We start from the raw sequence: 25,140 nt of genomic DNA, 5'->3' as shown, positions 1-25,140 counted from the left end.
CGCTTAGTAATTTCTATTATTTTATTAATAACTTGAAATTTATGTTGCTGTAAAAAAAAGCTGTTGAAGGGACTTCCCTTCAACAGCTTCTACATTATTAACGATATAAACGAACTGCACCTGCAGAGTTATCATCTGCTTGTCCAACCACTTCAAATTTCAATCCAAATTCCGGTAATTTACGTCCTGCATCTGGGATTAAATCATTTATATACAATTTAGAATCATCAAACTTCGTTACACCTGGTAATCCTTTGTAATCATATGTTCCGCGTATTGGAGATACAACTTTCCATGCTGGCGTTTGATTAAATGAGAACGCAGCATCTGCGATTTGGAATCGTGTACTATTTTTAACAGTTGGTTTTCCGTTTAGCGTTCCAACAATTGCCTCTGGGTGAGAGTCAACAACTCCTAAGAAACCTTCACCTGGATGCAAACCAACCCAATTATCTGTAAAGCTAGAGTCTGCATACCATACAAGAAGACCTGTATTATACGGTACACCACTGCTATATTTTAACGCTTGATCAGCACCAGCATAGTTTCTCCACTCTAAATAGTAGTTATGCTTCTTCTTATCAAAACCGTCTGCTACAACGAAACCATTTAATTTGAATTTCGTTTCACCTTCTGCATCATCAGAGAACACAACATTTCCATCTACGGTTAATGTAGCATTATCAAAAGTAAAACCAGTCGGCGCTAAACCACCATCTGTAATGTATTCGAATACTAGTTTTACTTTTTGACCTTTGAATTTGCTTAAGTCATAAGACTTATCTACCCATTTACCATCTGTTGTGTCTAAACCATTTTTTACATTCTTTTCACCAATTCGATCCACTAACGTTTTCGTACCATCTTCTTTCACTGCATGTACTTCAAGAAAATCATAATCCGTTTCAATTTCATACATTGATTTGTAATCAAACTTCGCATTTGTTGCATTTGTTAAATCAAATACTGGCGTTTCTAATGTTGTATGAAGATTATCACCTTTTGTACTATAGTAGTACTTCTTACCGAATGCAGGCTGAATACCTTTTACCTCTTTATCTGGTAAGTTAACACGAATCAGACCAGGACGATTTGATTTCGTTACACTTTGATCTAAATACGTCGCATAACCGATACCGCGATTTAATTTATTATAGTCAACCTCTACAATATTGGCCCAGTTTCCACCTATGTTCTTTTGAAAGAACTCTTTGTTTTGCGGAGAAAAACTCGGTGGCGTTGTTCCTGCAATTTTACCAGCCCAGCTACCGCCACTCATAACAGACCAAGAGTTAATTGGCTCACCTGCTCCTGTGTACTTCGTATCATACTCATCTGGAAGACCTAAATCATGACCAAATTCATGTGCGAATACACCAACTGCTCCGTCTTCTGGCTCAATTGTGTAGTCGTATGCTGCCATTTTACCGCCCCAGTTATCAACTTTTGCTTTTGTTCCTTCAATTGGATATGGTGTTCCAAGGTGCCAACGATGTGACCAAATGGCATCATCACCTAGTCTACCACCGCCTCCATCTTGCCCAACTCCAGCGTGAATGACCATTAAGTGATCAATTAGACCATCTGGTTCATTTTTATTGCCATCACCATTATTGTCATATTGATCGTATTCGTCAAATTCAGATAAATCAATACCACTTTCTACAGCCGCATTTAATGCCTCTTTTACAAAATCACGCGGTCCTTTTGGTCCCATATTATCATGACCGCCATCTCCTGCATCTGCGCCATAATCCGCCGCATTACCAGGAACTGTCAACCACTTTGTTACTGTCCCATCTACTGTATAACTACCACCAGATTGCTCTTCATAATATTGTTTAAATGTTGGTACTTTTGAACCATCAAAGAGTGTAAATGGCTCATTACCAAATAACATTTTTTGATAATGTTCTGGATTAAAATCATTTGAATACATATAACCTGGTACTTGATCAATATTGTTATGCTTAAAGTCAGCAAACTCTACTAGCAATACAAGAACTTTATCTTTACGAACATCACCGTTATATTGTTTTTGCTTCGCTGAAGTAGTCGGTACTTTGCCGTTTAATCCCCCTTTAACCGGCTCCTGTCCAACTACCGGGCCACTAGCAGGTTGATCTGCTTTTTCTTTCTCATCTGCTTTTGCATCTTTAACTTTTTTCAAAAAGTCAGCAGCATCTCTCGTAACACTATCCCCCGCTGCTGGTTCTTTTCCAGCATTTTCACCTTTTTTCTTCTCTACGTATTTTTCAACAGCTTTTAATGTGTCTTCTTTCGACGTAGATTCACTAATTACACCGCGTTTCTTGAGCGCATCTGCTAAACGCTCCTCTTGAATTAAATTTTCATCAATTGGACTTAAAGTTCCTGCATTAGACGGCGTTGCCGCATAAGCAGATTGCCCCCCATACCCAAATGTGCAACTAAGCACAGCTGCCGCCGCAAACGTAGACAGCACTTTAAAAGGCTTTTTCTTCATCCCTATTCCTCCCCAATATTAAATACGATACAACGTTTATATATTATAGAAAATTCAGATAATTAACAATATATTATCTTTATTTGTAATATTTTTGAAAAAATCCTTTATTTTAGATGAACATACATTCTGATTCATCAATGTTTCAGGAAATATTGATGAAAGTTGATAAAACTATTAAAATCTCTGTATATCATATGCTCCTTTTTATTTCGGTCTTCCGTTTCAATTAAAATCATAAAGAAATCGTCCACTATATTTAGTGGACGATTTCTTTATTTATCTAAAATACAACTACAACACTTCAATATACCCTTCTGTTCCATGTACCCGTATCCGTTGCCCATCTTTTATTAATTTCGTAGCGTTTTCTACCCCAACAACTGCTGGTAATCCATATTCACGTGCAATCACTGCTCCGTGCGTCATAAGTCCGCCGACTTCAGTAACTAATCCTTTTATAGATACAAATAATGGTGTCCAGCCAGGGTCAGTAAAAGCTGTAACTAATATATCTCCCTCTTCTAAATTCGCATCTTCCATGTTTAAAATAACGCGAGCTCTCCCCTCAACTAATCCAGAAGAAACAGGCAGACCTGCAATCGCGTCAGCTGGGAGGTTTTCTCGTTTATATTTACCTGTAATGATTTCTCCATCAGACGTCATTATACGAGGAGGCGTTAGTTTTTCGTATAATTTATAATCATTTTTTTGTTTATGAATAAGCTCATAATTTAGTTTCTTCGTGCGAACAACTTCGTGAAGCTCTTCAAAAGTTAGATAGTATATATCATCAACTTCATGAATGACACCGCTCTGCACAAGTTGCTCAGCTTCTTTCAGTAACGCTTGCTTATATATGAAATAACGATTAATCATACCGTATTTTGGATATTCACGATAGCCGATAAAATTACGGATATTGCGAATCATTCGCTTCGTTTCTTCTACTTTTTGTTTTCCATCCGGCAATTGCTGCAATCGATCTACTAACTCTTCTTCTTTTTTCAAAGCTTCTTGCAGTCCTTCTTCAAATTTCCGTTTACTTGCACCATATTCAAAATCTCTTATATTATTTAAAATCATCGGGATAATGGTTGTTGGCTTCTCACTCCAGCGCGTTTTCGTAATGTCGATTTCGCCACTACATCTCATTCCGTATTTATTTAGAAAAGCATCTATTGCCTCTCGAGCTTTTTCCCCGCCTTTAAACTGAACGAATTCATCTAAAAAGCTATCATTTTCTACATGTTGTAAATACGCAATAACTTCTTCGTACGGCCGAATCACATCAGCAACTTCCATTAATGCTAAACCCATTTCCGACGTAATATTATTTTGCACCGATTGAGAAAGGGTGTCCGCTGCATTCTTTTCGCCCAGCCATTGCTCCATTTTTTCATTGATCCATGTTGAAGCATTCATACCTGCCATAATAACTGCTATACTTTGCGGATTAAACAATACTTTCTTTAATTGCTGGATATCTTCCAAAATAAAATCAAGTATGTCCACTCCTGATTTCAGTTGCATATTTTGTTTTAACTCTTCAAGTGATGCTTCACTATTCTGTATTAATTCCGTAACGATTGCTGGATCACTTTCAATTTCTGGTTGCGAACTTACTGGTGGCTTACTTTTACTAGCACTCTTTTCCGTTTCTTCATCTGGTAACAATGTAATAAAATTATCTCGCTCGACTACAGTCGTTAATGCATCTCTTATAAGCGGATCTGATTTTCCTAACGTATTTATTAGGTAATCCCTGCTAGCAGGTGAAGCCAATCTTTGTGTAGCATCCACAAATAGCCTTCCTCCCGCTTTACGCATAGGGGCATTAGTCGTTAACAGGAAAAAAGATAACCCTAGTGGTTTCATCGCATCGGTCATCATTTGTTGGTGACCAACTGATATATATACATGATTTTCCCCATCATTTTCTTCAGGGATTGGATATAACGTCGTAATGGGACGACTTTGGACAATATAAAATGTATCATCAACTAAACACCATTCAATATCTTGCGGACAGCCAAAATAAGCTTCAATCTGCCTTCCGATACTTGCTAGTTGTAAAATTTGTTGTTCAGACAATGTTTGAAGCTTTTGCTGTGCCGGATTAATCTGTTTCGTCTCTGTTCCGCCCTCTTTTACAGCATAAATAGCTACTTTTTTAGTCGCTATCATCGCTTCAGTAATTTCGCCTTCTTTTACTTTATAATTATCGGCAGAAACCAGTCCTGATACTAACGCCTCACCAAGTCCAAAACTTGCATCAATTGATAGCACCTTTCGGTTAGAAGTAACCGGATCAGCCGTAAATAAAATGCCCGAAGCCTCAGGGAAAACCATTTTTTGAACGACCACACATATAGAAACTTGATTATGTTCAAAACCATTTTGCATGCGGTACATAACTGCTCGCTCTGTAAATAAAGAAGCCCAGCACTTTCTTACATGCTGTAAAATTGCGTTTTCTCCGATAACATTTAAATACGTATCTTGTTGACCAGCAAATGAGGCATACGGTAAATCTTCAGCCGTAGCACTAGAACGCACGGCATACGCATATTCATTTCCAAAACGTGAGAGATAATGAGTTACCGCTTCCACTACATCAGAAGGGATTTCTACTGCCATAATAACTTCTCTAATCTTCGTACTTATTTCACCAATTTGAGCTCGCTCTTCCTTTTTCAACTTGGTTAGCTGCTGCAATAAAGTTTGAAGCTCTTCATTTTGCTCGATGGCTTTTTCATATCCTACCGTTGTAACACAAAATCCTTCTGGCACTTGTATTCCTTGAATGTTGGATAACGCACCTAAATTGAAACCTTTTCCACCGACGAGTGAAAGCTGCACCTTTTCTATTTCCTGAAAATCGAGAACGAAAGAACTCATATGACATCTCTCCTTACTTTGCATGTGTTCTTGATTGTAGCAGGAGTAAATGAGAAGAAACAGTCTATTTTGAACTTTATTTACGTGGTATAATTAAGTTAGGAAGAAATAATAAGATGCCCCAGCTGCTGTGTTTGGCAACTGGGGCATCTTATTTAATACCCGTCTTCAACTTAAATAGTTCTATTGTTTCAGCGGCTTTAATATATCCACCAGCATTTTTTAAAGTACATTTGATTTTATGACTATTTTCTAAGTATACATCATTCGATAATACTTCCATTACTGCATTATGTAATGTCATTGGAGTAAGATTTTTTAGATTTAATTGTATGCCAGCTTTTAAATCTTCTATTCTTTGGGCCACTATCGGTTAATCTCCCATAACTGGGATAACGATCATAGGAACACCAAAATATAAGCTTTCACTAGAACTATTCATTCCCCCATGTGTAATAAAAAGATTAGCCTGTTTCAATACCTCTAACTGAGGCACATAATTATAAACTTTGAAATTAGATGGGATATTTTTCAATTGGTTGATGTCAATATGTTTTCCTACGGACAATATGATGTTAGCAGGAAAATTTTTAAATGCTTCAAAACATATGTAATAAAAATCCACCTGTTGATTAAATACAGTTCCCATAGAAATATAAATGAGTTTCTCTTCTTCCTTCTGTTTAAAAGTAATTTCTTGCATATCTTTCCGTGATGTAATAGAGGGTCCAACAAAGATATAAGAATCATCCAATTCCTCCACATCAGGTTGGAAAAATTCAGACGTATATACGATAGTAATATTTCCAGCACAAGTCATTACGTTTTTCTTTTCATTCATAGAAAAGCCATATACCTTTTGCCACTCTTCTAAAATATGCGTAACTTCTTGATAAAGAGGTGATTTTTTGTCTCCTTCATTATGATTGTTCATCAATGCGTTAAATAACTTTTTCGTAACTGCAAATGTTGTACATGAAGAGATTTTAGGTAAGTGTAATGCTTCAGCTATGATCCATCCTACTGCAAAATTGTTATCATATATTACGTAATCATACTTTTCTTCTTTCTACTCTTTTATAACAATCTTTATTATTTTATCCATAGATTTTACCATATGTAATAATAGTTCAGAGGGATCTATTTCTCCATTCATCCTTTTCAACATGTATACTTTTGCTAAAAAATTTTCATATGGACGAAACAAAGCTCCTGTTTTTTCAATTTTCTCCTTATACTCCTCTACACAATAATAAACAACCTCTTCCCCTCTTTTTACTAATTCTTCAATAAGTGCAAGAGTTGGGTTCACATGTCCTTCCCCTGGAAAATTAAACATTAGTACCGTTGCCATATGATAGTTCCTCCTCTTAAATTAAAAACTTCCTATAATCAAGTACATTTCTCTCCTCATTTTAATAAGGGCACTTGTGATAGTAAATGTAATAAACGAGTAAGAAACAAAGTCAGTATACTGTAAAGTGAAACTTTAATCAGTGGGGGTCTTACTGCCCATTAAAGCGGGATAAAACGCCATCCCCCAAAATGGATTTTCAAAATTAGGGAACTATAATGTCATATTGGAATAAGTTAAGGAGGAGAAAAAGTGGACAATGAAATGAATTACGGAAGTGATTATAAGTTTATTCCAGCAACTTCAATTGAAAGTGGTCATGGCCTCGAAGTATTGCCTGATTTATTTTGTTACACGATTCAAATCGTCAACATTTGTTTTGTTGGACATCCGCATACCAATGATTTTGTTTTAGTTGATGCTGGAATGCCTAAATGTGCAAATGAAATTATCTCTGTCACTGAGAAGCGATTTGGTACAAATAGTCGCCCAAAAGCAATTATTTTAACTCATGGGCATTTTGATCATGTTGGGGGAATAATTGAACTCATCAAGTATTGGGATGTTCCAGTCTATGCACATCCAATGGAAATACCTTTCCTGACTGGACAACAAAGCTATCCTGAACCAGATCCAACAGTTGAAGGTGGTATGGTAGCGAAAATGTCGCCTCTGTTCCCTAACAAACCGATTGATTTAGAAAATAGCGTAAAAGTATTACCTGCAGATGGAACCGTTCCTCATATGCCAGAGTTTAGATGGGTTCATACACCAGGACATACTCCAGGGCATATTTCATTATTCCGAGAAAAAGACCGAACTTTAATTGCTGGGGACGCTTTTGTTACAGTGAAACAGGAATATTTATATAAAGTAATTACTCAGGAACAGGAGATAAGCGGACCACCTCGCTATTTAACAACAGACTGGAAAGCCGCTAAAGAGTCAGTTATTAAGCTAGAGAAATTAAAGCCTCTAGTCGCTATTACTGGACATGGGATACCAATGTCAGGTGAATTGCTATCAACAAGCCTCAACACACTCGTTCAAGAATTTGATAAAATTGCTGTACCTGATTACGGAAAATATGTAGATAAAAAGGCACATTAAGCAAAAAAAACTTTGGTTCTAATATTAAATAATTAAAATATACTTCAAAATCAAAATAGAAAAAATTATTAAGTTTAGTAAAAAACACTGTACTTAGGCAACATCTCTATTATAAGGATAGACCTACCCTTTGTGAATAAAACTCGATATTCCGCAAATACTATCCATAGTATAAGCCTGCTTCTTACCCAGCTTGTACCTCTTCCCATTAAAGAGTGATTAAAACGGGTTACGCTATATAAAAGCATAACCCGTTTTTAATGAAATATTTTATTCCATATACGTTTAAACAATGGAGGAAAAGGATGAAACATATTGTTGCTTTATTAATTAAATACACAGCGATAACTGCAGTATTACTAATCATACTTAGTATCTTTAAAGGCATTTCAATTCCTAGAGTATTACTAATTTCTCTTTTTCTTACAGGAGCTGCCTATTTAATCGGGGATCTCTTCATTTTACCTAAATACGGAAATATGATTGCTACAATAGCAGATGTCGGCTTAAGTTTCTTTGGAATTTGGTTACTAACATCCTTGTTTACTAATTTAGATGCTACTCGTAATATTGGACTTTCTTCATTTATAGCTGCTTTAATTATTGGTGGAACAGAAATTTTCTTCCACATTTATATGAAGAGGTTAGTACTGCGTAACGAGAATACATTAAGAAATCATAATCATATTCAGCATGATAACTATGCTATGGAAATGTCAGATGAATATATAGATTCTTCTACAATAAATAAATCCAAGCTTGAGGATACATCTAAAAAATAAAAAAGTGGCCAATGCCACTTTTTTATTTTTGTTTATTAAGCTTGATCAGAGTTTTTCACATGTAACGGAGGTGGTACTACCCATCCTTTTTTCTTACTTAAACGCAGCAACGTTACACCTGCTTGCGCTTTTTTCATATGAAATTGTCCAAATAGCATTCCTACATCTTCTCGAAGGCATTTTCCCATTACTTGACTACATGTCACAAGACCAGCTGCTAGCCCTGCAGCAACAGCTGCTGCAATTTCCACATCATTAATACGCGCTCCTGGAGGAATGTCTTCAATAGATGCTACTGGTCGTTCTGGAGGAGCAGGCGGTAAAGCTACGCCATTCACCTTTAAAAGAGTTTTTAACTCTTCTATTTCTGAATTCATATCATTTTCAATTAAGCCTTCTAAAAACTTCTTCAAATCTTCATCACCTGTGTGATTCATAAATACTTGATGGCTTGCAACCGCACCCTGTGCAGCAAGAAGATAACTCCAAATATCAAATACTTCTCCGTAATGTAACGGTTCATTTTGAGGATTTCCACTTAATATACCCATTTTTAAATTCCTCCCTTTCGAAAATATCATAATGAATATTGATTTCAATATTGAAATCAAATGTTTAAGTATGTTTTTTCCTGCAAAAGATTTTCTACTATGCATGAAAACACCTTTCCAACACTGTGTGTTTATTGTTTAGGAAAGTAGTTTACAAATTAAATACTCAAAGATTATGAGAGAAGATTATCAATAATCTTTGAGTGAGAATCCGTTTAATATAAGGGTTTTATTTTTATACATATACAAAAGAAATTGATTTACATATCTGCCACATTTTACACTAATTCTCTTAGCGATTAGCTCTACCACCAAGTTGTTGTTCAGCCATTGCTACTAAACGTTTTGTAATTTCACCACCAACAGATCCGTTTGAACGAGCTGTTGTATCTGCACCAAGTTGTACACCAAACTCTTGTGCAATTTCATATTTCATTTGATCAAGAGCCTGTTCAGCACCTCGAACTAACAATTCATTACGATTTCCACTATTATTGTTTGCCATATTATTTCACCTCCGATGTTTTTAATATGCTACAGATTATGAAATAATAATTATCCTTTTTATGGTAATTAGTTTATGAATAAATATTGAATTTCTTCTTAAAATAGTGCAGAAGACATAAGAAAGAAGAGTTGCTATAACATACTGTCATAACAACACTATGTATAGATTCCTCTTTAATAAAGATTTCTGTTTTGCCAAGAGATACATATAAAGTGAAACTTTAATCAGCCCTCACCAATCGGGCTTTTACGGGCAGCCCGCCCCCCACCTAACTTCTTTGCTTCCGCTGAATTTTGAGGTGGGGGTCTTACTGCCCGTTAATGCGGGATAAATTTTGAAAAATGATTCCTAAGGAGATACGAGATGAAAGCTGTAACCTATCAAGGTCCAAACCAAGTACAAGTTAAACAGGTGGATGATGCAAAGTTAGAGAAAAAAGATGATATTATTGTAAGAATTACTTCAACTGCTATTTGCGGTTCTGATTTACATTTATATCAAGGTAACATGCCTTTACCTCCAGGGTACATTATTGGTCATGAGCCAATGGGAATTGTTGAAGAAGTTGGTCCAGATGTTACTAAAGTAAAAAAAGGAGATCGTGTTGTGATCCCCTTTAACGTTGCTTGTGGACATTGTTTCTATTGCCAACATGAAATGGAAAGTCAATGTGATAACTCCAATCCTCATTATGATTCTGGTGGATATTTTGGTTACACAGAGAAATTTGGTAACCATCCTGGTGGACAAGCAGAATATTTAAAAGTTCCTTTTGGAAATTTCACTCCATTTGTTATACCAGAATCATGCGAACTGGAAGATGAATCTCTACTCTTTTTATCTGATGTTTTGCCAACAGCCTATTGGAGTGTAATAAACGCAGGCGTTAAGCGAGGCGATACTGTTATCGTCCTTGGTTGTGGACCTGTTGGATTAATGACACAAAAATTCGCTTGGATGCAAGGTGCTAAACGTGTAATTGCAGTCGATTACTTAGATTATCGAATAAATTATGCAAAAAAGATTAACAATGTTGAGGTATTTGAGTTCACAAAATTTCCTGATATGGGAGAACATTTAAAAGAAATCACACATGGCGGTGCGGATGTAGTCATTGATTGCGTGGGGATGGATGGGAAAAAATCGCCTCTAGAATTTCTGGAACAAAAATTGAAATTACAAGGCGGAACTCTCGGCCCTATTCAAATTGCTACGAAAGCCGTAAGAAAATACGGAACGGTTCAAATGACTGGTGTTTATGGCGGTAATTATAATGCCTTTCCACTCGGGGCATTTTGGGTTAGAAATATTAATCTGAAAATGGGACAAGCACCTGTCATTCATTTTATGCCAGAACTATTTAAAAAAATAACAAACAAAGAATTCGATCCAAAGGAGATTATTACACACAAAATTCCTCTTGAAGAAGCGAGCTACGGTTATCAAATTTTTAATAATCGTGAAGACGATTGTATAAAAGTCATTTTGAAACCTTGAAAATTGGTATGTGGCTGGATCTTTGATTTTTCTATGCAGTAGACTGCTAAAAATAACCTACTGCATAGAAAGATACTCTAATCCACTTCCATTACATCCCCAAACTTAAAAATTCTTTGATTATGAAAAGCATCGGTACAAGTAATCGTTTCTTTTAACGGAGTTATATCATCTACTGTTATGTAATTTTTATATAAATAGCCATCTTTATAATATGTAAGTAAAACCTCTTCCTCACCTAAATATGAAATTAACAGCTTATTTTCAATCCTTTCTTTTGCATCTTGCGTTAAGATTGGACGCGGGATTTTTGTTTGCTCCTGTATCATTTCTTTAATACAAACGAACTGCTCTGGCATACTAGCAAACGGTTGCCACTTCACCATCCCTCTTCCTTTTGGCATATTCGCATTCATCACGATTTATGTCCCCCTAATAATGTGTTTCTATATCTTGCTGTTGCGACGCTTGTGTAGGAAATCCCACGTAAAATACTGTTCTTACCAAATCGTGTTCGAATTTCGTCCATAACCTTCGTTAATCGCATTTCTTTTTCCCTCTGTATAATGTTATCGAAAAGCGAAATTTGTTCTTCTCCTTCATTTATTAAATTAGTTAGCGAAACACTTATTGATCGAATCGGTTCTCCTGCATGTCTCTCGTATAAAAAATAGGTACAAGCATTATAAATATCCATCGTTAAATTTGTTGCTCTGTTTAACGTATGTGCTTTTTTTATTCCTCCTCCATATTCCTTACTATATCCGACTGAAAAATGAATCGTTTGCGCGTATTTCTTTTCTCGTCTCAACCTATAACAAACTTCTTCTACATGCTCTAATAAAATAACGATGAATTCTTCTATGGAATAATCACGAAATAATATTTGGCTTTTTGCTATAGATGTTGTCGCTGGAACATATTTCTCTGCTATTCTGCTAAAATCAATCCCATTACTATGTAAATGTAATTCTTCTCCTATTACACCAAAGGATTGCTTTAAATACTTCAATGGGTACTGTGCTAAATCCCCGATCGTATGTATACCTTTTCGATTTAATTTTATTTCTGTTTTATACGATATACCCCAAAATTTACTGAGCGGTCTAATACTCCATAACTTCTCGGGTATATCGTCATATGTCCAATGCGCTATTCCATCCTTATTCTTTTTCGCTTCCACATCCATCGCTACTTTACTCAATAATAAATTCGGACCAATACCAATCGTACTTTCAATTCGCGTACGTTCATATATTTCTCTCTTAAACTTTAATGCAAACTCGCGCGGATTACTCGCAAACAAATGAATACTTGCAGTCATATCCATGAAAAACTCATCGATACTATATTGATGAAAATCTTCCGGCGCAACATACTGTAAAGCTAAGCCTGTTATATAAGTTGAACATTTCATATACGTATGCATAATTGGATTCACAATAATAATATCTGGCCGCTTCGGTATTTCGTACAACCGTGCCATCTTCTTAATTCCTAACGCTTTTAATGGCGGGGTTGCTGCTAATACGATTGATCCACTGCGGTTTACATCTCCTACGACAGCCAATTTTGTATATCGTGGATCAAGTCCTTTTTTAATACATGATACGCTTGCATAAAAGCTACGAAGATCTACACATAAAATAATACGATTCGGTAAAAGAGAATAATCATACAAGGTTATCACTCCTAACAAAAGAACGTTCGTTCTCATTATATACGAACTCATGTTCTTTTAAAAGGTATTTTCATGAAAATTTTGGTTAAAATAACCGCACATGAACATTTTTCAAGAAAAAATTAAAGAATTCACCTCTATATTTTTTCTTGAAAAATGTAAATAGATACAAGAAGAAACAACTAGATTCTTCGTGAATAGATACGGTATTTTAGAACCCGTTCTTTAGTATTCAAACGAAATCCTGTATTTAATTCATAGTAGTAATATACTTATATAAGAAAGACTCATTGTACAGAGATAATAAAGTTGTTCAATTTACAATAAAGTCGTTTAAAACATAATAAAGTTGTTTTAAACGACTTTATTATGTTATTCAACAATTGGGCCAGATTGTGAAATGAGAAAGGACTCTTGAGGATCATTCTTGAAGTTGTAAGTTATTCTTTTAAAGGGAAAATCGGAGTTACGATTACAAGGTAGAATCATGAAAGGGGTATTCCTGTATGTTACCAATGGATAAACCTGGACAAATTATTATTATGAACGGTACTCCTAGATCTGGGAAATCTAGTATCGCCACTATAATCCAGAGCACGTTTAAAGGTGTGTGGATGAACTTAGGAGTAGATGGGTTCATGCAAATGACCCCAGAATGCTATCACCCAGGTATTGGGTTACGTCCTGGTGGCGAGCGACCCGATATTGAGCCCTTGGTTATACTTATGTATAAAGCCATGTATGAGTCTATTGCTGCACACAGTCGTTTAGGGATAAACATCGTAGTTGATGTTGGTCATCATGACAATTATTCCGTCCCACGGAGAATTTTGCCCGAATGTGCACGGATACTAAAGGGACTGCCAGTTATGTTTGTGGGGGTACATTGTCCAATTGAAATTATTATGAAACGACGGATAGAGACATGGAAAGTTGGTTACTCAGAAGATGGTTCAATCCCATTACCAGTAAAACTATGGCAAGAGTCCGTCCATGAGCTCGGTATTTATGACTTAGAAATCGATACTTCAGTACTAAACCCTGAAGATTGTGCTAATTTAATTCGCTTGAGGCTCGAAAATGGTCCAACTCCGACAGCATTTCAATTAATTGAACACATGGGAACTGGCTAATGCTTTGTTATGGTACGGATTACAGTATAAACCGCGTTTTTTCTATGAATCAGGTGATTATTTCACTCTGATATTGTAGATCAATCTTCCATTAGAGGGGCTATTGTTGAAGAAACCTTAGATTTTCAAACGACTTTATTGTTATATTTTTGAGTACAGTGAAGTATCTTATATCAAAAATTAAACAACTATATTTTAATCCCGTCCTAAATTTAGAACGGGGTTATGCTTGTTTTAGGCTTTAAAATTTAATAGTTTTATTGTCTTTTTACACTCATTTCGAAAAAGATTACTATTTAGCAGTACTCGTTTATAGAAAATAAAATAATATTGGTTATTTTCTCAACGTTGTTTTCTAGTTTTATCATTCAAATTTAGACACATATTTATCTAGCCTACATAAACTAAAAGCGTATCATTGCATACTTTATCGATTTTTTATAACAATATCTCGAACGGACTATCATGAATCATAAATTTATTAACCCTGATACACGAATCATCTTCAATGAAATTCTAAATATCCAAGTAATATCGCGTGTATTTCTTTTAAAATAAACATTGGATACATTAAAATCACAGCCTGTTTTTTGAATGTTGAAGAAAGGTTGTTTATCCCGCATTAACGCGCAGTAAAACCCCCACCTCAAAATTTAGCGGAAGCAAAGAAGTTATGTGGGGGATCAACTGCCCGTAAAAGCCCGATTAGTTCAACTAATAATTAGTGGGGGATGAACAACCCCCCCACTGATTAAAGTTTCACTTTATCTATATCTCCTCAATCGAGCCTCTAATTACATAATTTGTACGAGAAAGGGATTGAATTTATGCAAAATTTTAATTTCCTTTGTGAACAATTTGCTACAATACTTAAAGGGAAAAGTAAAAGAAGTCAAGGTGGTTGCTCGGTGTCTTTTCACCGCGATTTTAGGGTGCTTGTTCAAGGAAAACCAAGTACTTCTGTAGTGCCCGTCGGAGTAAGTTTTGAATCGTTGGATCCAAATGGTAATGCATTAAATTTAGGCGAAATTGCTGTTCTACAAGAAGAGATTCCTGCATTTATGAAATCAATTGTACAACAAGGAATCATTGTAAGTGCTTTACATAATCACTGGCTGTACATGAATCCCTTAATTATGTATATTCATATCCAGTCGGTAGAGCCTCCATTACACTTTGCACAAAAGTTAGCCCATTCTTTCTTGTCCTTAAGTAGCTATCCTATCGCTAATAATGAAGAGCAATGATTAGTGTTTCGAATATATTTATACATTACATTTTCTACATGTACAAACATAATAAAATTATTTCACTTTGTGCCCAAAGGAAAAAAACTGCCTATCAAATTTTTAGATAGGTAGTTTTTGAATCTATTAAACTAAAGTATCCTACTATTTTATAAAATACTATTACCTAAACAAAAATACAGGTTTCCAATTCACTTTGGCTTTCTTACCTCATATTTTCCTCTAAAGTTAGTTTTTCCTTATATATTTTTGCAATATCTCCTACACAGCGAATATGCTAAGGCTCATACGCATAACCAGTTATATTTTCCTTTTCCTTTGGATAACGAATGATAAACCCTGCACTCTGCATCTAGACGGTATCCCCCTTGTCCACAGTAAGACTTTATTTCAAACCCACAAAAAATAGATTACCTGCACACGAAAAAGTATAGCGCACAGGTAATCTAGTTGTTTTTGAGATTAATAAAAAACTAATTTATTTTTTGAATTCTTCCATCAATAATAGACTGAATTGGTTCGTTTGATTTTTTTATATAATCTACTAATGCTTCAAAATCAGTTGGTCCTGTTTCAGCATCTTTACCGTTTTTAAAGGATACAAATCCATCTCCACCTGAAGCTAGAAATGCGTTCGCAACGACGCTGTAAGTTTTAGAAGGAATAATTTCTTCTCCATTTGTTAAGCGGATACTTGTTACTTTTTCTCCATTAGGTTTGTTTGCATCCCAAGTGTATTGGATTCCTGAAATTTGAAGCATTCTTGTTATGTCTTTTTGCCATTGTTGATTTAAAATATCACGAATATCTTGACCCGTTAATTTTACTTTTATTAATTGATTTCCGAATGGTTGAATACCATATATCTCTCCCCATGTAATATCACCAGCATCTAAGTCGTTACGAATACCACCAGGATTCATAAGTGCAATTTGAGATTGCATTGTTGCACGCTGGGCATCAGCAACTAAATTTCCAAGAGTAGATTCACCAGCCGTATTTAGTTTGCGATCTAGTGGAGCAATAGACTTACCTACAACTTCATTAACAAGAGGTGCGATTTTTGCTTGATATTTCTCCATCTTCTTCTTTATTTTTTTATCAGGCTCCATGCCTTCATGGTAAGTTGTAACAATTTCTGCTTTTTTCTCAACAATATCTTGTGTTTTACGATCAATCTTTACATCAACATCAGCAAAAGCCATACCGTAAGAATTTGCTTGTACGACAAGTTTATTATTAACAGTTCCATTTACATAAGTGTGGCTATGCCCACCAAAAATAACATCGACTTCTGGATCAGTCTCATTTGCTAATCGGACGATATCACCATTTGTTACGCCGTTCCCATCTGTTGTCCCCCCGTTATGTGCAAGAACAACGATAGATTTAACGCCTAGTTTTTTTAATTGCTTTACGGATTTGTTAATAGCTTCAACTTCATCTGTAATTTCTACATTCTTTAGCATAGTAGGCATAACAAGGTTAGGCACATCCGTTGTTACGACTCCGATAAATCCAACAGGAACTCCTTGTACCTTTTTTATAGTGAATGGTGGTAAAAATAAACGACCAGTGGATTTATTATAGAAATTTGCGGCAACATATGGGAATTTTGCTCCTTTAAATTTCCCTGTTTTCTCATGGTATCCACCATAAATAAGGCGGTTCATTTCTTCAACACCTTCATCAAATTCATGATTTCCTATCGTTCCAACATCAAATTTCAAATCATTTAGAAATTCAATGGTAGGTTCGTCTTGTAATAATGCTGAAACAGGAGTACTTGCTCCAACAACATCGCCAGCATGTACTTTTAATGTATTCGGATTTTGTTTTTCACGATCACGTAAATAAGCCCCTAAGTACTCGATTCCCCCTGCATCTTTATTGTTAATTTTTTTTACTGTGTCTAGTTGCCCATGAAAATCGTTAATACCGAGCATTTGTACATCTATGTAGCGGTTTGGTTCTGTACTTGCTTGGGCTGAAGGCACAGCGAATACACTAGTAAAAGTAACTGTACTTATTGCTAAAGCAACTGGAATGATTTTTTTCAACATAAAATTTCTCTCCCCTAATTAAAATCTTACATAATACAATGTTATTTTAATATATTAAGAGGATTATTTCTATAAAAATTCTACTAATTATAAAAATTAATAAGATTTTATCATTTCCCAACAAAACACTTCTTCTTCAAAAATTTGAAGATGTAAAACAACAATTTTAAGAGGAGATGATTATTCGTAGGCTGTAGTCTACACTTTTGGATTAGGATATAAAGACCCTCTCTCAACTTATGAAACTTCACTACACAAACAAGAACATGTACATTTCTTTGTTTTGAGAATTATTCAAAATATTATCTTGATAGTAATATAACAATACTTCTAAGAGACTAAAAAACTCTAATCCATACATGTTAGCTGTTAAGAAGCATATTCAATCCGAAACTAATGGAGATTTATAAACCTAACTCAATATCACCATTTAAAAATGAACATAAATTTCGTTATAGAAGATTTTGATTCTTTAAATTGATTACAGTGGTGTACTACGCTGCATTCAAAAAGATGCTCCTGGATTTATCCAAGAGCATCTTTTATAAAGCTTTATTTTTACTTGTTTATAATTTATCAATTAACAATTATATAGTTGTAATCAGTCCTTTAAAAATAATAGGAGTGCTTCATTAAATTCTTTAGGATGTGTTGCATTTAGCCCATGTGGACCACCCTTTATTAACGCTACTTTAGAATTAGGAATTGCTTCATGTGTTAATTTCCCACTATATTCATATGGTACAGTTGCATCTGAATCACCGTGAATAACAAGGGTAGGTATATTAATCTTGGCTAAATCGCCTCTGAAGTCTGTTTTGCTGAAAGCAGCGATACAATCTAGCGTTCCTTTAGGTGATGCCCCCGCAGCGATATCCCTATTGTAAAGTCGAAATGGTTCACTAACTAAGTCAGTTCGATCTCCAGCAGCAAAAAATCCTTTCGTAAACTCATCAAGGAATGCTAGGCGATCACTTTTTACTCCATTTTCAAATTCTTGAATTGCTACATCATCTAATACACCCTCAGGATGATCTGCTGACTTGTAAAGGTATGGTGGTACAGCTCCTGCAAATACAGCCTTCTCTACTCTATTGGTTCCATATTTCCCAATATACCGGGCTACTTCGCCTCCACCCATAGAAAAACCAACAAGTGTGACATTTTGAAGCTCTAGCTGTTCTAATAGTTGATGTAAATCAGAAGTAAAGGTATCATATTCATACCCTTCCCACGGCTGAGATGATTTTCCAAAACCTCGACGATCATATGTTATCACTCTGTATCCAGCCTCAACAAGAGCGGGAACTTGGTATTCCCAAGATCGACCACTTAACGGCCAACCATGAATAAGTACAACTGGTTTTCCTATACCATAATCCTCATAATATATCTCAATTGGTGCTTGGTTTTCGGTTCCTACAGTAATTTTTGCCATTGTCCTACCTCCTTTAATATATATCCTTTTCTTCAATAATCCGGATAAATCTCATAACCTATTTATGCTTATTTATAGTGTGAACTCTACTGTTCCGATGAATTCATTTTCTGTTTATGGACCCCCATCTCCTACCTTTTTCATCACGAAGTATTTGCTGAATACCCCTCCTGTTCAATTCTAATAACAAAAATAGGTGACTATCAATATCGTTCTATCTATAGAATGTATAGGTAAAATCAATCTATTTTACAGTGAAACAACTATAGTTACGACCTATGCAAATTATAGATAATTTAGAATTGATTAACGAATCAGTTTTCAAATATTATAAATTTGTATAGCGCTTCATGTTCTGTGAATGCTGCTATAACCAATATTATTGGTCAGCTTAGTTATAAACGAAGAAATTTATGATAGTATTCGACTATTTAAATTTTCTTCGATTACTTAATTTTTAGGAGGAATACATAATGACTGATCTCTATTCTCGTATTAACAAAGATGATGCTGTCGTGCTTTTAGTAGATCATCAAACTGGTCTTATGTCCGGACTAGTACGTGACTATGGTGTTGATGAATTCAAGAACAATGTTTTAGCTCTTGCTCACACTGCTAAGTTTTTTGATTTACCAGTTATTTTAACAACAAGCTTTGAAAATGGACCTAACGGACCTTTAATGCAAGAATTGATTGATCTCTTTCCTCACGCACAAAAAATAGCTCGACCTGGACAAATTAACGCATGGGATAATGATGATTTTGTAAAAGCAATCGAAGAAACTGGAAAAAAGCAACTTATCATCGCGGGCGTAGTTACGGACGTTTGTGTTGCTTTTCCGGCACTTTCCGCTATAAAAGCTGGATATGAAGTATTTGCTGTTACTGATGCTTCAGGAACTTTCAGTAAACAAGTTGCAGATGCTGCAAATACTCGTATGGCACATAGTGGTGTGCAACTTATGAACTGGTTTAGCGTAGCTTGCGAATTACAACGCGATTGGCGCAACGATGTCGAAGGTTTTGGCAATTTGCTTGCTAGCAATCTTCCAGGCTATCAAAATATAATTGGAAGCTATATGGGAGCTCAACGAGATCTTAGTAAACAAAATGCATAAATGTATTCCAAGGAAATAGCTTTAAATCACTGTTTTTAAAGTAGATAGTATAAGTTTAGTGCTGATTAAATCAGCACTAAATTTAAATTAAAAAGTATAGCAGAGCTTCAATTAACAGAAGATACATTACTTTCAATAAACAATTTAAAAAGGAGCGTTTTATTATGAGTAATTTAGAATTGTTAAATCCGGAGAACAGTGCATTAATTTTAATTGATTTTCAACCTCAAATGACTTTTGGAGTTGCAAGCATTGATAGACAAACATTGATTAATAACGTTATGTTGCTTGCTAAATCAGCAAAAACTTTTAACGTACCTACTATTCTTACTACAGTTGAGACACGTAGCTTTTCTGGTTATTTTTGGCCACAAATTCTTGACATATTCCCAAACCATGAAATTATAGAACGCAGTTCAATGAACTCTTGGGAAGATCCAAAATTTGTTGAGGCAGTTAAAGCAACAGGTAGAAAGAAATTGATATTTGCAGCACTTTGGACTGAAGTTTGCCTTGCATTCCCTGTGCTTGAAGCAATTAAAGCTGGCTATGAGGTGTATGCAGTTGATGATGCTTCAGGTGGTACTAGTTTGACAGCACATAACGCTGCTATGCGTCGTGTAGAGCAAGCTGGTGCAATTCCAGTGACAGCCATTCAAGTTTTACTTGAATACCAACGTGACTGGGCACATAAAGACACTTATGATGCTGTAATGGAGATTGTAAAGGAACACACTGGTGCTTATGGTCAAGGTGTAGAATACGCATATACTATGGTGCATGGCGCGCTTCCAAGCAGGAAAATATGAAACAAGAAGGAGTAGCTGTCGAAGAGACTTATACAGGGAACGCGATGGATGCTGCTAATCCAGTAACAACGATTGTTACATGGGAAATTCAACAAGGGAAAGAAAAACAGTTTGAAACATGGAGACATGAAATCGAAGCTGCCGCTACTAAATTCCCAGGGCATTTAGGCGTAAACCTAATAGTCCCCAATAACGAATCCAGAGAGTATACTGTTATTTTTCGCTTTGATACGTATGAGCATCTACGTGCTTGGCAAGAATCAGATGTTCGCCGAGATTTGTTAAAAACAGCAGAACAATTTCAAGCTACTAATCCAACTTACAAAACTGAAAGCAGTTTGGCTTATTGGTTTGTTACTCCGAAAACACCAGTTCCACCGCCAAAATGGAAAATGTCTATCGTTACCCTTCTGGGTGTATGGCCTCTTAGCATGTTAGTTCCTAAATTGATAGGACCTATTATAAAACATATGAATCCTATTATGTCGGCTTTTTTTGTTTCTGTATGTATAGTGTCCTTGCTATCATGGGTAGTTATGCCGATTTTCGGTAAATTATTTCATCCATGGTTACAAAATAATAAGAAGTAGACGAGGTGTGAATATGAATGTACCGGATATGATTTTATATAACGGAAAAATTACTACCCTTGATCCCTCTCAACCTGAGGTATCTGCTATCGCCATAACTGATGGTTTAATAACTGCAGTAGGTGGAGATGAGCTTCTTAATAGTGCCACAGAAAAAACAAAAAAAATAGACCTTAAAAGAAAAAGAGCTATTCCAGGCCTGAATGACTCTCATATACACGTTATTCGTGGCGGTCTTCATTATAATATGGAATTACGTTGGGAAGGTGTGCCTTCAATTGCCATTGCTCTTGAAATGCTCAAAGAACAGGCAAGGCGTACTCCTGCTCCTCAGTGGGTAAGAGTAGTTGGAGGTTGGTCTGAATTTCAATTTAAAGAGAGACGGATGCCAACTTTGGAAGAGATTAATGCTGTTTCCGAAGACACACCTGTCTTTGTGCTACATCTTTACGATAGAGCACTTGTAAATCGTGCAGGGCTTCGTGCACTGGGATACACAAAAGATACTCCAGACCCTCCAGGTTGTTTAATTGAGCGAGATAAACGAGGTAATCCAACGGGCCTTTTAATTGCGAATCCTAACGCTTCTATTCTTTATTCAAGTTTGGGTAAAGCTCCCATACTTAATTTTGACGACCAGATTAACTCAACTCGCCATTTTATGCGCGAATTAAATCGATTAGGTATTACAAGTGCCATTGACGCAGGTGGCGGTTTCCAAAATTATCCTGACGACTACAGAGTTGTTGAACATTTAGCCGAGAAGGAACAATTAACTTTACGTATTGCTTATAATCTATTTACGCAAAATCCTAATCATGAATATGAAGACTTTGCTTCATGGACAAAAATTGTTTCTCCAGGTCAAGGAAATGATAAGTATAAAATGAATGGTGCCGGAGAAATGTTAGTATTCTCTGCAGCTGATTTTGAAAAATTTCAAATGCCACAGCCCGAACTAGCTACGATGATGGAAGCTGACTTAAAGAAAGTAATTTCTCTATTGGTAGAAAACCGTTGGCCATTCCGTTTACATGCAACTTATGACGAATCAATAACACGTTTCTTAAATGTATTTGAAGAAGTTAACAAAGAAATTCCTTTTAATGGTCTACGATGGTGGTTTGACCATGCAGAAACAATCTCAGATCGTAGTATGGAACGTGTTAAGGCTTTAAATGGCGGTATTGCCATCCAAGACCGCATGGCTTTTCAAGGTGAATACTTTGTTGATTTATACGGAAAAGAAGCTGCAAAGCGTACTCCCCCGATTTACCGTATGTTAGACCTAGGTATACCTGTTGGCGCTGGTAGTGATGCAACTAGAGTTTCCAGCTATAACCCTTGGGTTGCTCTTTACTGGATGGTTGCCGGAAAAACCATTGGTGGGCTTTCCATATACGATGAAAAAAATAAACTTGATAGAAAAGTAGCCCTGGAATTATATTCAAAAGGAAGTGCGTGGTTCTCTGGTGATGAAGGTAAAAAGGGAACTCTTGCAGTAGGTCAGTTTGCTGATATTGCTGTATTGTCTTCTGACTACTTTACTGTGCCAGAAGAAGAAATTAAAGACCTTGAATCATTACTCACCATTATGGGTGGACAGGTTGTTTATGGCGATGATGAATATAAAAATTTATCACCTGAATTACCGCCAGCATCACCTGATTGGTCACCGACAGGAGTTTATGGTTATGGTGGTGCTAACCTAGCCCACACGATTCTTTCTCACGATTCCCATGATAACAAGTTACATAGTTGTAGTAACCCTCTCCATCAACACACTCATACCATAATAGGAACAGATGGAACTAAATGGGGTATTGGTTGTACTTGCTTTGCTTTCTAAGTCAAAACCACCGGTATAATGCCGGTGGTTTTCTTTATACAATAAGGATATGTAGAAAGAAATAGCAGTATATCCCTAATAGAATCTATTACTATGCGATGAGACCGAAGAAATTATTGATTAACTTGACTTGTTTTTAACAGCCTTCTCTCCTTGCAAAGTCTGCCCTTTTCCCTTAAATAAAAGTCCATGGTATTCCCTTTTGAAGCGACTACACCACACATATAAAGTGAAACTTTAATCAGCCCTCACCAATCGGACTTTTACGGACAGTTAATCCCCCAACTAACTTCTTTGCTTCCGCTGAATTTTGAGGTGGAGGTCTTACTGCCTGTTAAAGCGGGATAAATCTACTTGCCCTTTGACTGTAATTTAGGTCTTATTCTAAGAATTATGTATCATTTTTAATTCTCACACTATAATCATTATTATACTAATACCTTTTCAGGTTCATTTAACTTCTGCATAAAGATACGTGCTGCAAAACTTAAAAATTTATCATCAAAATGAATAAGATTAATATCTTGCCTTGGTGTCGGATCAATAATACGAACTATGCTCAAGGTATCATTATTAACGAAGTCAACCAGCGAAAGAGGTATTATGGCAACCCCATGTCCATTATATACAAGGCTCAATAGAGAAATAGAAGATTTTGTTTCTATATTTGCTTCAGATAAAGATAACCCTAAACTCTCACAATATATTTTAATAGATTCACGACAACTACATGCAACCATTATTCTACTCAGTCCTACTAATTCTCGAAAAGAAACAAACGATGTTTCATTCAAAGGATGATTTTTTGGAATGACAAGGACGAGCTCTTCGCTATACAAAAGGGTACTTGTTAATGTGTCTGGAATTTGAGAACTACGCGTGATGCCTATATCAATATTTTTGTCAACGATTTGATTTACCGCAACTTCGGACTCTATAATTTTTACAACGATGTTGGGATACTGATGTTGAAACTTCATAATATAAGGTGTTAAATAAGTGAGATCCTCTAATAAACCTCCTATAGTAATCACACCTCTTTTTACACCCTTTAATTCAAAAATTTCATTATAAACGTCATCAAATTGTTGCATGATAAATTTTCCTTTATCAAATAGCAGCTTACCCGCTTCTGTCATTTTGATACCTCTTCCAACTCGATGAAACAAAGGTGTATCAAGTTCACCTTCTAACACACGGATTTGTTGACTTAAAGTCGGCTGTGAAATACCTAGAACTTCCGCAGCTTTAGTAAAGCTATTATTATTACAAACTTGAATAAAATACTCTAAATGACGTAATTCCATTCTTGATACCCACTCCCACTCTCCGCTTTATGAAAGATTTATAATGAAAAGGACAATATGTATACGTTATGCATAACAACTATCTTTCCTACTATATCAATTGCAATTACATAATTTCTTTATTTTGTACTACAATACATTTACTACTATTTATTAATTTTCCCTCCTATTTATTTAATTTATATTTAATTAGGATATTACTAAACAGAAATAACCTCTAAAACCTTACAATTTCTGTGCGTAATATCCTAACTTTTTCAACTGTTTCATTATCATTTTTTTCTCAATATAGTTCAAACTACCAAATATTTGCCGCATCCCCTCTTTATGCTGAGGAAAAATTAGTATCACCAATTCAGTACTTTCTGAAGTAATTGATGCATACGTGATACAAAAACTTGCAAGTAATATTTTGTCCCCCATTTTTTTATAAGCTAATCAGCTTTACTGTATAGTAGCTCAAGCAATGCAAATTCAGTTGGATTAAGTCCATAAATCTTTTTAATCCTTTTCAATATGTTTAGTGATTGGCTGTAATTCCCTTGATAATATAACAAATAACTTTAAAGATAAGCTCTCATCGTTAATCACGCTCACAATTACCAATCCTTTACAACTTATCTTGAATTCGAGATTCATTATATTATCGTCAAAATATTATGTCAATCATTCATTTTAGCTTTATCAAGCCACTTATAATTTATTTCTCAACATAAG

General features: G+C 35.5%; 18 protein-coding genes and 3 pseudogenes. 9 read left to right on the top strand and 12 right to left on the bottom strand.

The window, feature by feature from the left end; genetic code table 11:
* Window positions 1-97: 97 nt before the first annotated feature.
* The 3 genes and pseudogenes from AC0NJG_RS14940 to AC0NJG_RS14930 form a co-directional block, all read right to left on the bottom strand.
* A complete protein-coding gene (locus AC0NJG_RS14940) occupies window positions 98-2,485 on the bottom strand; it encodes an immune inhibitor A domain-containing protein (protein ID WP_474063191.1) in 2,388 nt (795 codons plus the stop codon).
* Window positions 2,486-2,779: 294 nt separating this feature from the next.
* Window positions 2,780-5,386, bottom strand: a complete 2,607-nt coding sequence (gene ppsA, locus AC0NJG_RS14935; protein WP_087953216.1) for a phosphoenolpyruvate synthase — start codon at window positions 5,384-5,386, stop codon at window positions 2,780-2,782.
* A 151-nt stretch (window positions 5,387-5,537) separates the two neighbouring features.
* A pseudogene (locus AC0NJG_RS14930) lies at window positions 5,538-6,740 on the bottom strand (macrolide family glycosyltransferase).
* 252 nt (window positions 6,741-6,992) lie between these two features.
* On the opposite strand from AC0NJG_RS14930, the gene AC0NJG_RS14925 reads away from it, so the two are divergent.
* Together AC0NJG_RS14925 and AC0NJG_RS14920 are read left to right on the top strand one after the other, a co-directional pair.
* A complete protein-coding gene (locus tag AC0NJG_RS14925; protein ID WP_087953214.1) occupies window positions 6,993-7,850 on the top strand; it encodes an MBL fold metallo-hydrolase in 858 nt (285 codons plus the stop codon).
* Between the two features lie 305 nt (window positions 7,851-8,155).
* Window positions 8,156-8,632: a YndM family protein gene (locus tag AC0NJG_RS14920; protein WP_000680658.1), complete on the top strand. Its 477-nt coding sequence runs from the start codon at window positions 8,156-8,158 to the stop codon at window positions 8,630-8,632.
* Between the two features lie 35 nt (window positions 8,633-8,667).
* On the opposite strand, the gene AC0NJG_RS14915 is transcribed toward AC0NJG_RS14920, so the two are convergent.
* A complete protein-coding gene (locus AC0NJG_RS14915) occupies window positions 8,668-9,183 on the bottom strand; it encodes a DUF3231 family protein (protein WP_474063190.1) in 516 nt (171 codons plus the stop codon).
* A 292-nt stretch (window positions 9,184-9,475) separates the two neighbouring features.
* Entirely contained in the window at window positions 9,476-9,688 is a 213-nt protein-coding gene (gene sasP / locus AC0NJG_RS14910) for a small acid-soluble spore protein, SasP family (protein WP_000002833.1), read from the bottom strand.
* A 366-nt stretch (window positions 9,689-10,054) separates the two neighbouring features.
* Here sasP and AC0NJG_RS14905 point away from each other — a divergent pair, with 366 nt between their 5' ends.
* On the top strand, window positions 10,055-11,188 hold the full coding sequence (locus tag AC0NJG_RS14905) for a zinc-dependent alcohol dehydrogenase (RefSeq protein ID WP_087997124.1): 1,134 nt from the start codon (window positions 10,055-10,057) through the stop codon (window positions 11,186-11,188).
* Between the two features lie 77 nt (window positions 11,189-11,265).
* Here the strand turns inward: AC0NJG_RS14905 and AC0NJG_RS14900 are convergent, their stop codons facing one another.
* Window positions 11,266-11,607, bottom strand: a complete 342-nt coding sequence (locus AC0NJG_RS14900) for a YolD-like family protein (RefSeq protein WP_143881275.1) — start codon at window positions 11,605-11,607, stop codon at window positions 11,266-11,268.
* Complete coding sequence (locus AC0NJG_RS14895) at window positions 11,604-12,869, bottom strand: Y-family DNA polymerase (protein ID WP_087997123.1); 1,266 nt, start codon at window positions 12,867-12,869, stop codon at window positions 11,604-11,606. The genes AC0NJG_RS14900 and AC0NJG_RS14895 overlap by 4 nt, the downstream gene beginning before the upstream one ends.
* A 506-nt stretch (window positions 12,870-13,375) precedes the next feature.
* On the opposite strand from AC0NJG_RS14895, the gene AC0NJG_RS14890 reads away from it, so the two are divergent.
* Together AC0NJG_RS14890 and AC0NJG_RS14885 are read left to right on the top strand one after the other, a co-directional pair.
* Window positions 13,376-14,002 (top strand): chloramphenicol phosphotransferase CPT family protein, encoded by a 627-nt coding sequence (locus tag AC0NJG_RS14890; RefSeq protein ID WP_087953209.1) that lies wholly within the window; start codon window positions 13,376-13,378, stop codon window positions 14,000-14,002.
* Window positions 14,003-14,829: 827 nt separating this feature from the next.
* Window positions 14,830-15,249: a DUF1259 domain-containing protein gene (locus AC0NJG_RS14885; RefSeq protein WP_071725910.1), complete on the top strand. Its 420-nt coding sequence runs from the start codon at window positions 14,830-14,832 to the stop codon at window positions 15,247-15,249.
* A gap of 205 nt (window positions 15,250-15,454) precedes the next feature.
* On the opposite strand, the pseudogene AC0NJG_RS14880 reads toward AC0NJG_RS14885, so the two are convergent.
* From AC0NJG_RS14880 to AC0NJG_RS14870, 3 genes and pseudogenes are all read right to left on the bottom strand, one after another.
* A pseudogene (locus AC0NJG_RS14880) lies at window positions 15,455-15,592 on the bottom strand (D-alanyl-D-alanine carboxypeptidase family protein); the annotation flags it as partial.
* Window positions 15,593-15,722: 130 nt separating this feature from the next.
* The gene (locus tag AC0NJG_RS14875) at window positions 15,723-17,312 is read right to left on the bottom strand and encodes a bifunctional metallophosphatase/5'-nucleotidase (RefSeq protein WP_087953208.1); all 1,590 of its coding nucleotides are present in this window, start codon (window positions 17,310-17,312) and stop codon (window positions 15,723-15,725) included.
* Between the two features lie 601 nt (window positions 17,313-17,913).
* Window positions 17,914-18,750: an alpha/beta fold hydrolase gene (locus AC0NJG_RS14870; protein WP_087953207.1), complete on the bottom strand. Its 837-nt coding sequence runs from the start codon at window positions 18,748-18,750 to the stop codon at window positions 17,914-17,916.
* Between the two features lie 473 nt (window positions 18,751-19,223).
* Here AC0NJG_RS14870 and ycaC point away from each other — a divergent pair, with 473 nt between their 5' ends.
* The 4 genes from ycaC (at window position 19,224) to AC0NJG_RS14850 (ending at window position 23,116) form a co-directional block, all read left to right on the top strand.
* Window positions 19,224-19,868: an isochorismate family cysteine hydrolase YcaC gene (gene ycaC / locus AC0NJG_RS14865; RefSeq protein WP_087953206.1), complete on the top strand. Its 645-nt coding sequence runs from the start codon at window positions 19,224-19,226 to the stop codon at window positions 19,866-19,868.
* Window positions 19,869-20,032: 164 nt separating this feature from the next.
* On the top strand, window positions 20,033-20,677 hold the full coding sequence (locus AC0NJG_RS14860) for a hydrolase (RefSeq protein ID WP_000067162.1): 645 nt from the start codon (window positions 20,033-20,035) through the stop codon (window positions 20,675-20,677).
* Entirely contained in the window at window positions 20,674-21,267 is a 594-nt protein-coding gene (locus AC0NJG_RS14855) for an antibiotic biosynthesis monooxygenase (protein ID WP_087953205.1), read from the top strand. Before AC0NJG_RS14860 ends, AC0NJG_RS14855 begins: the two co-directional genes overlap by 4 nt.
* A 13-nt stretch (window positions 21,268-21,280) precedes the next feature.
* Window positions 21,281-23,116 (top strand): amidohydrolase, encoded by a 1,836-nt coding sequence (locus tag AC0NJG_RS14850; RefSeq protein ID WP_140421242.1) that lies wholly within the window; start codon window positions 21,281-21,283, stop codon window positions 23,114-23,116.
* 428 nt (window positions 23,117-23,544) lie between these two features.
* Here the strand turns inward: AC0NJG_RS14850 and AC0NJG_RS14845 are convergent, their stop codons facing one another.
* Window positions 23,545-24,423 carry a LysR family transcriptional regulator gene (locus AC0NJG_RS14845; RefSeq protein ID WP_087953203.1) on the bottom strand — a complete coding sequence of 293 codons (879 nt, stop codon included), beginning with the start codon at window positions 24,421-24,423 and terminating at the stop codon, window positions 23,545-23,547.
* Between the two features lie 225 nt (window positions 24,424-24,648).
* Window positions 24,649-25,020, bottom strand: a pseudogene (locus AC0NJG_RS14840) (MarR family transcriptional regulator).
* Window positions 25,021-25,140 lie beyond the last annotated feature (120 nt).

The organism is Bacillus sp. SSR7 (assembly GCF_055902415.1).
This window is presented reverse-complemented; position numbering and strand designations above follow the sequence as displayed.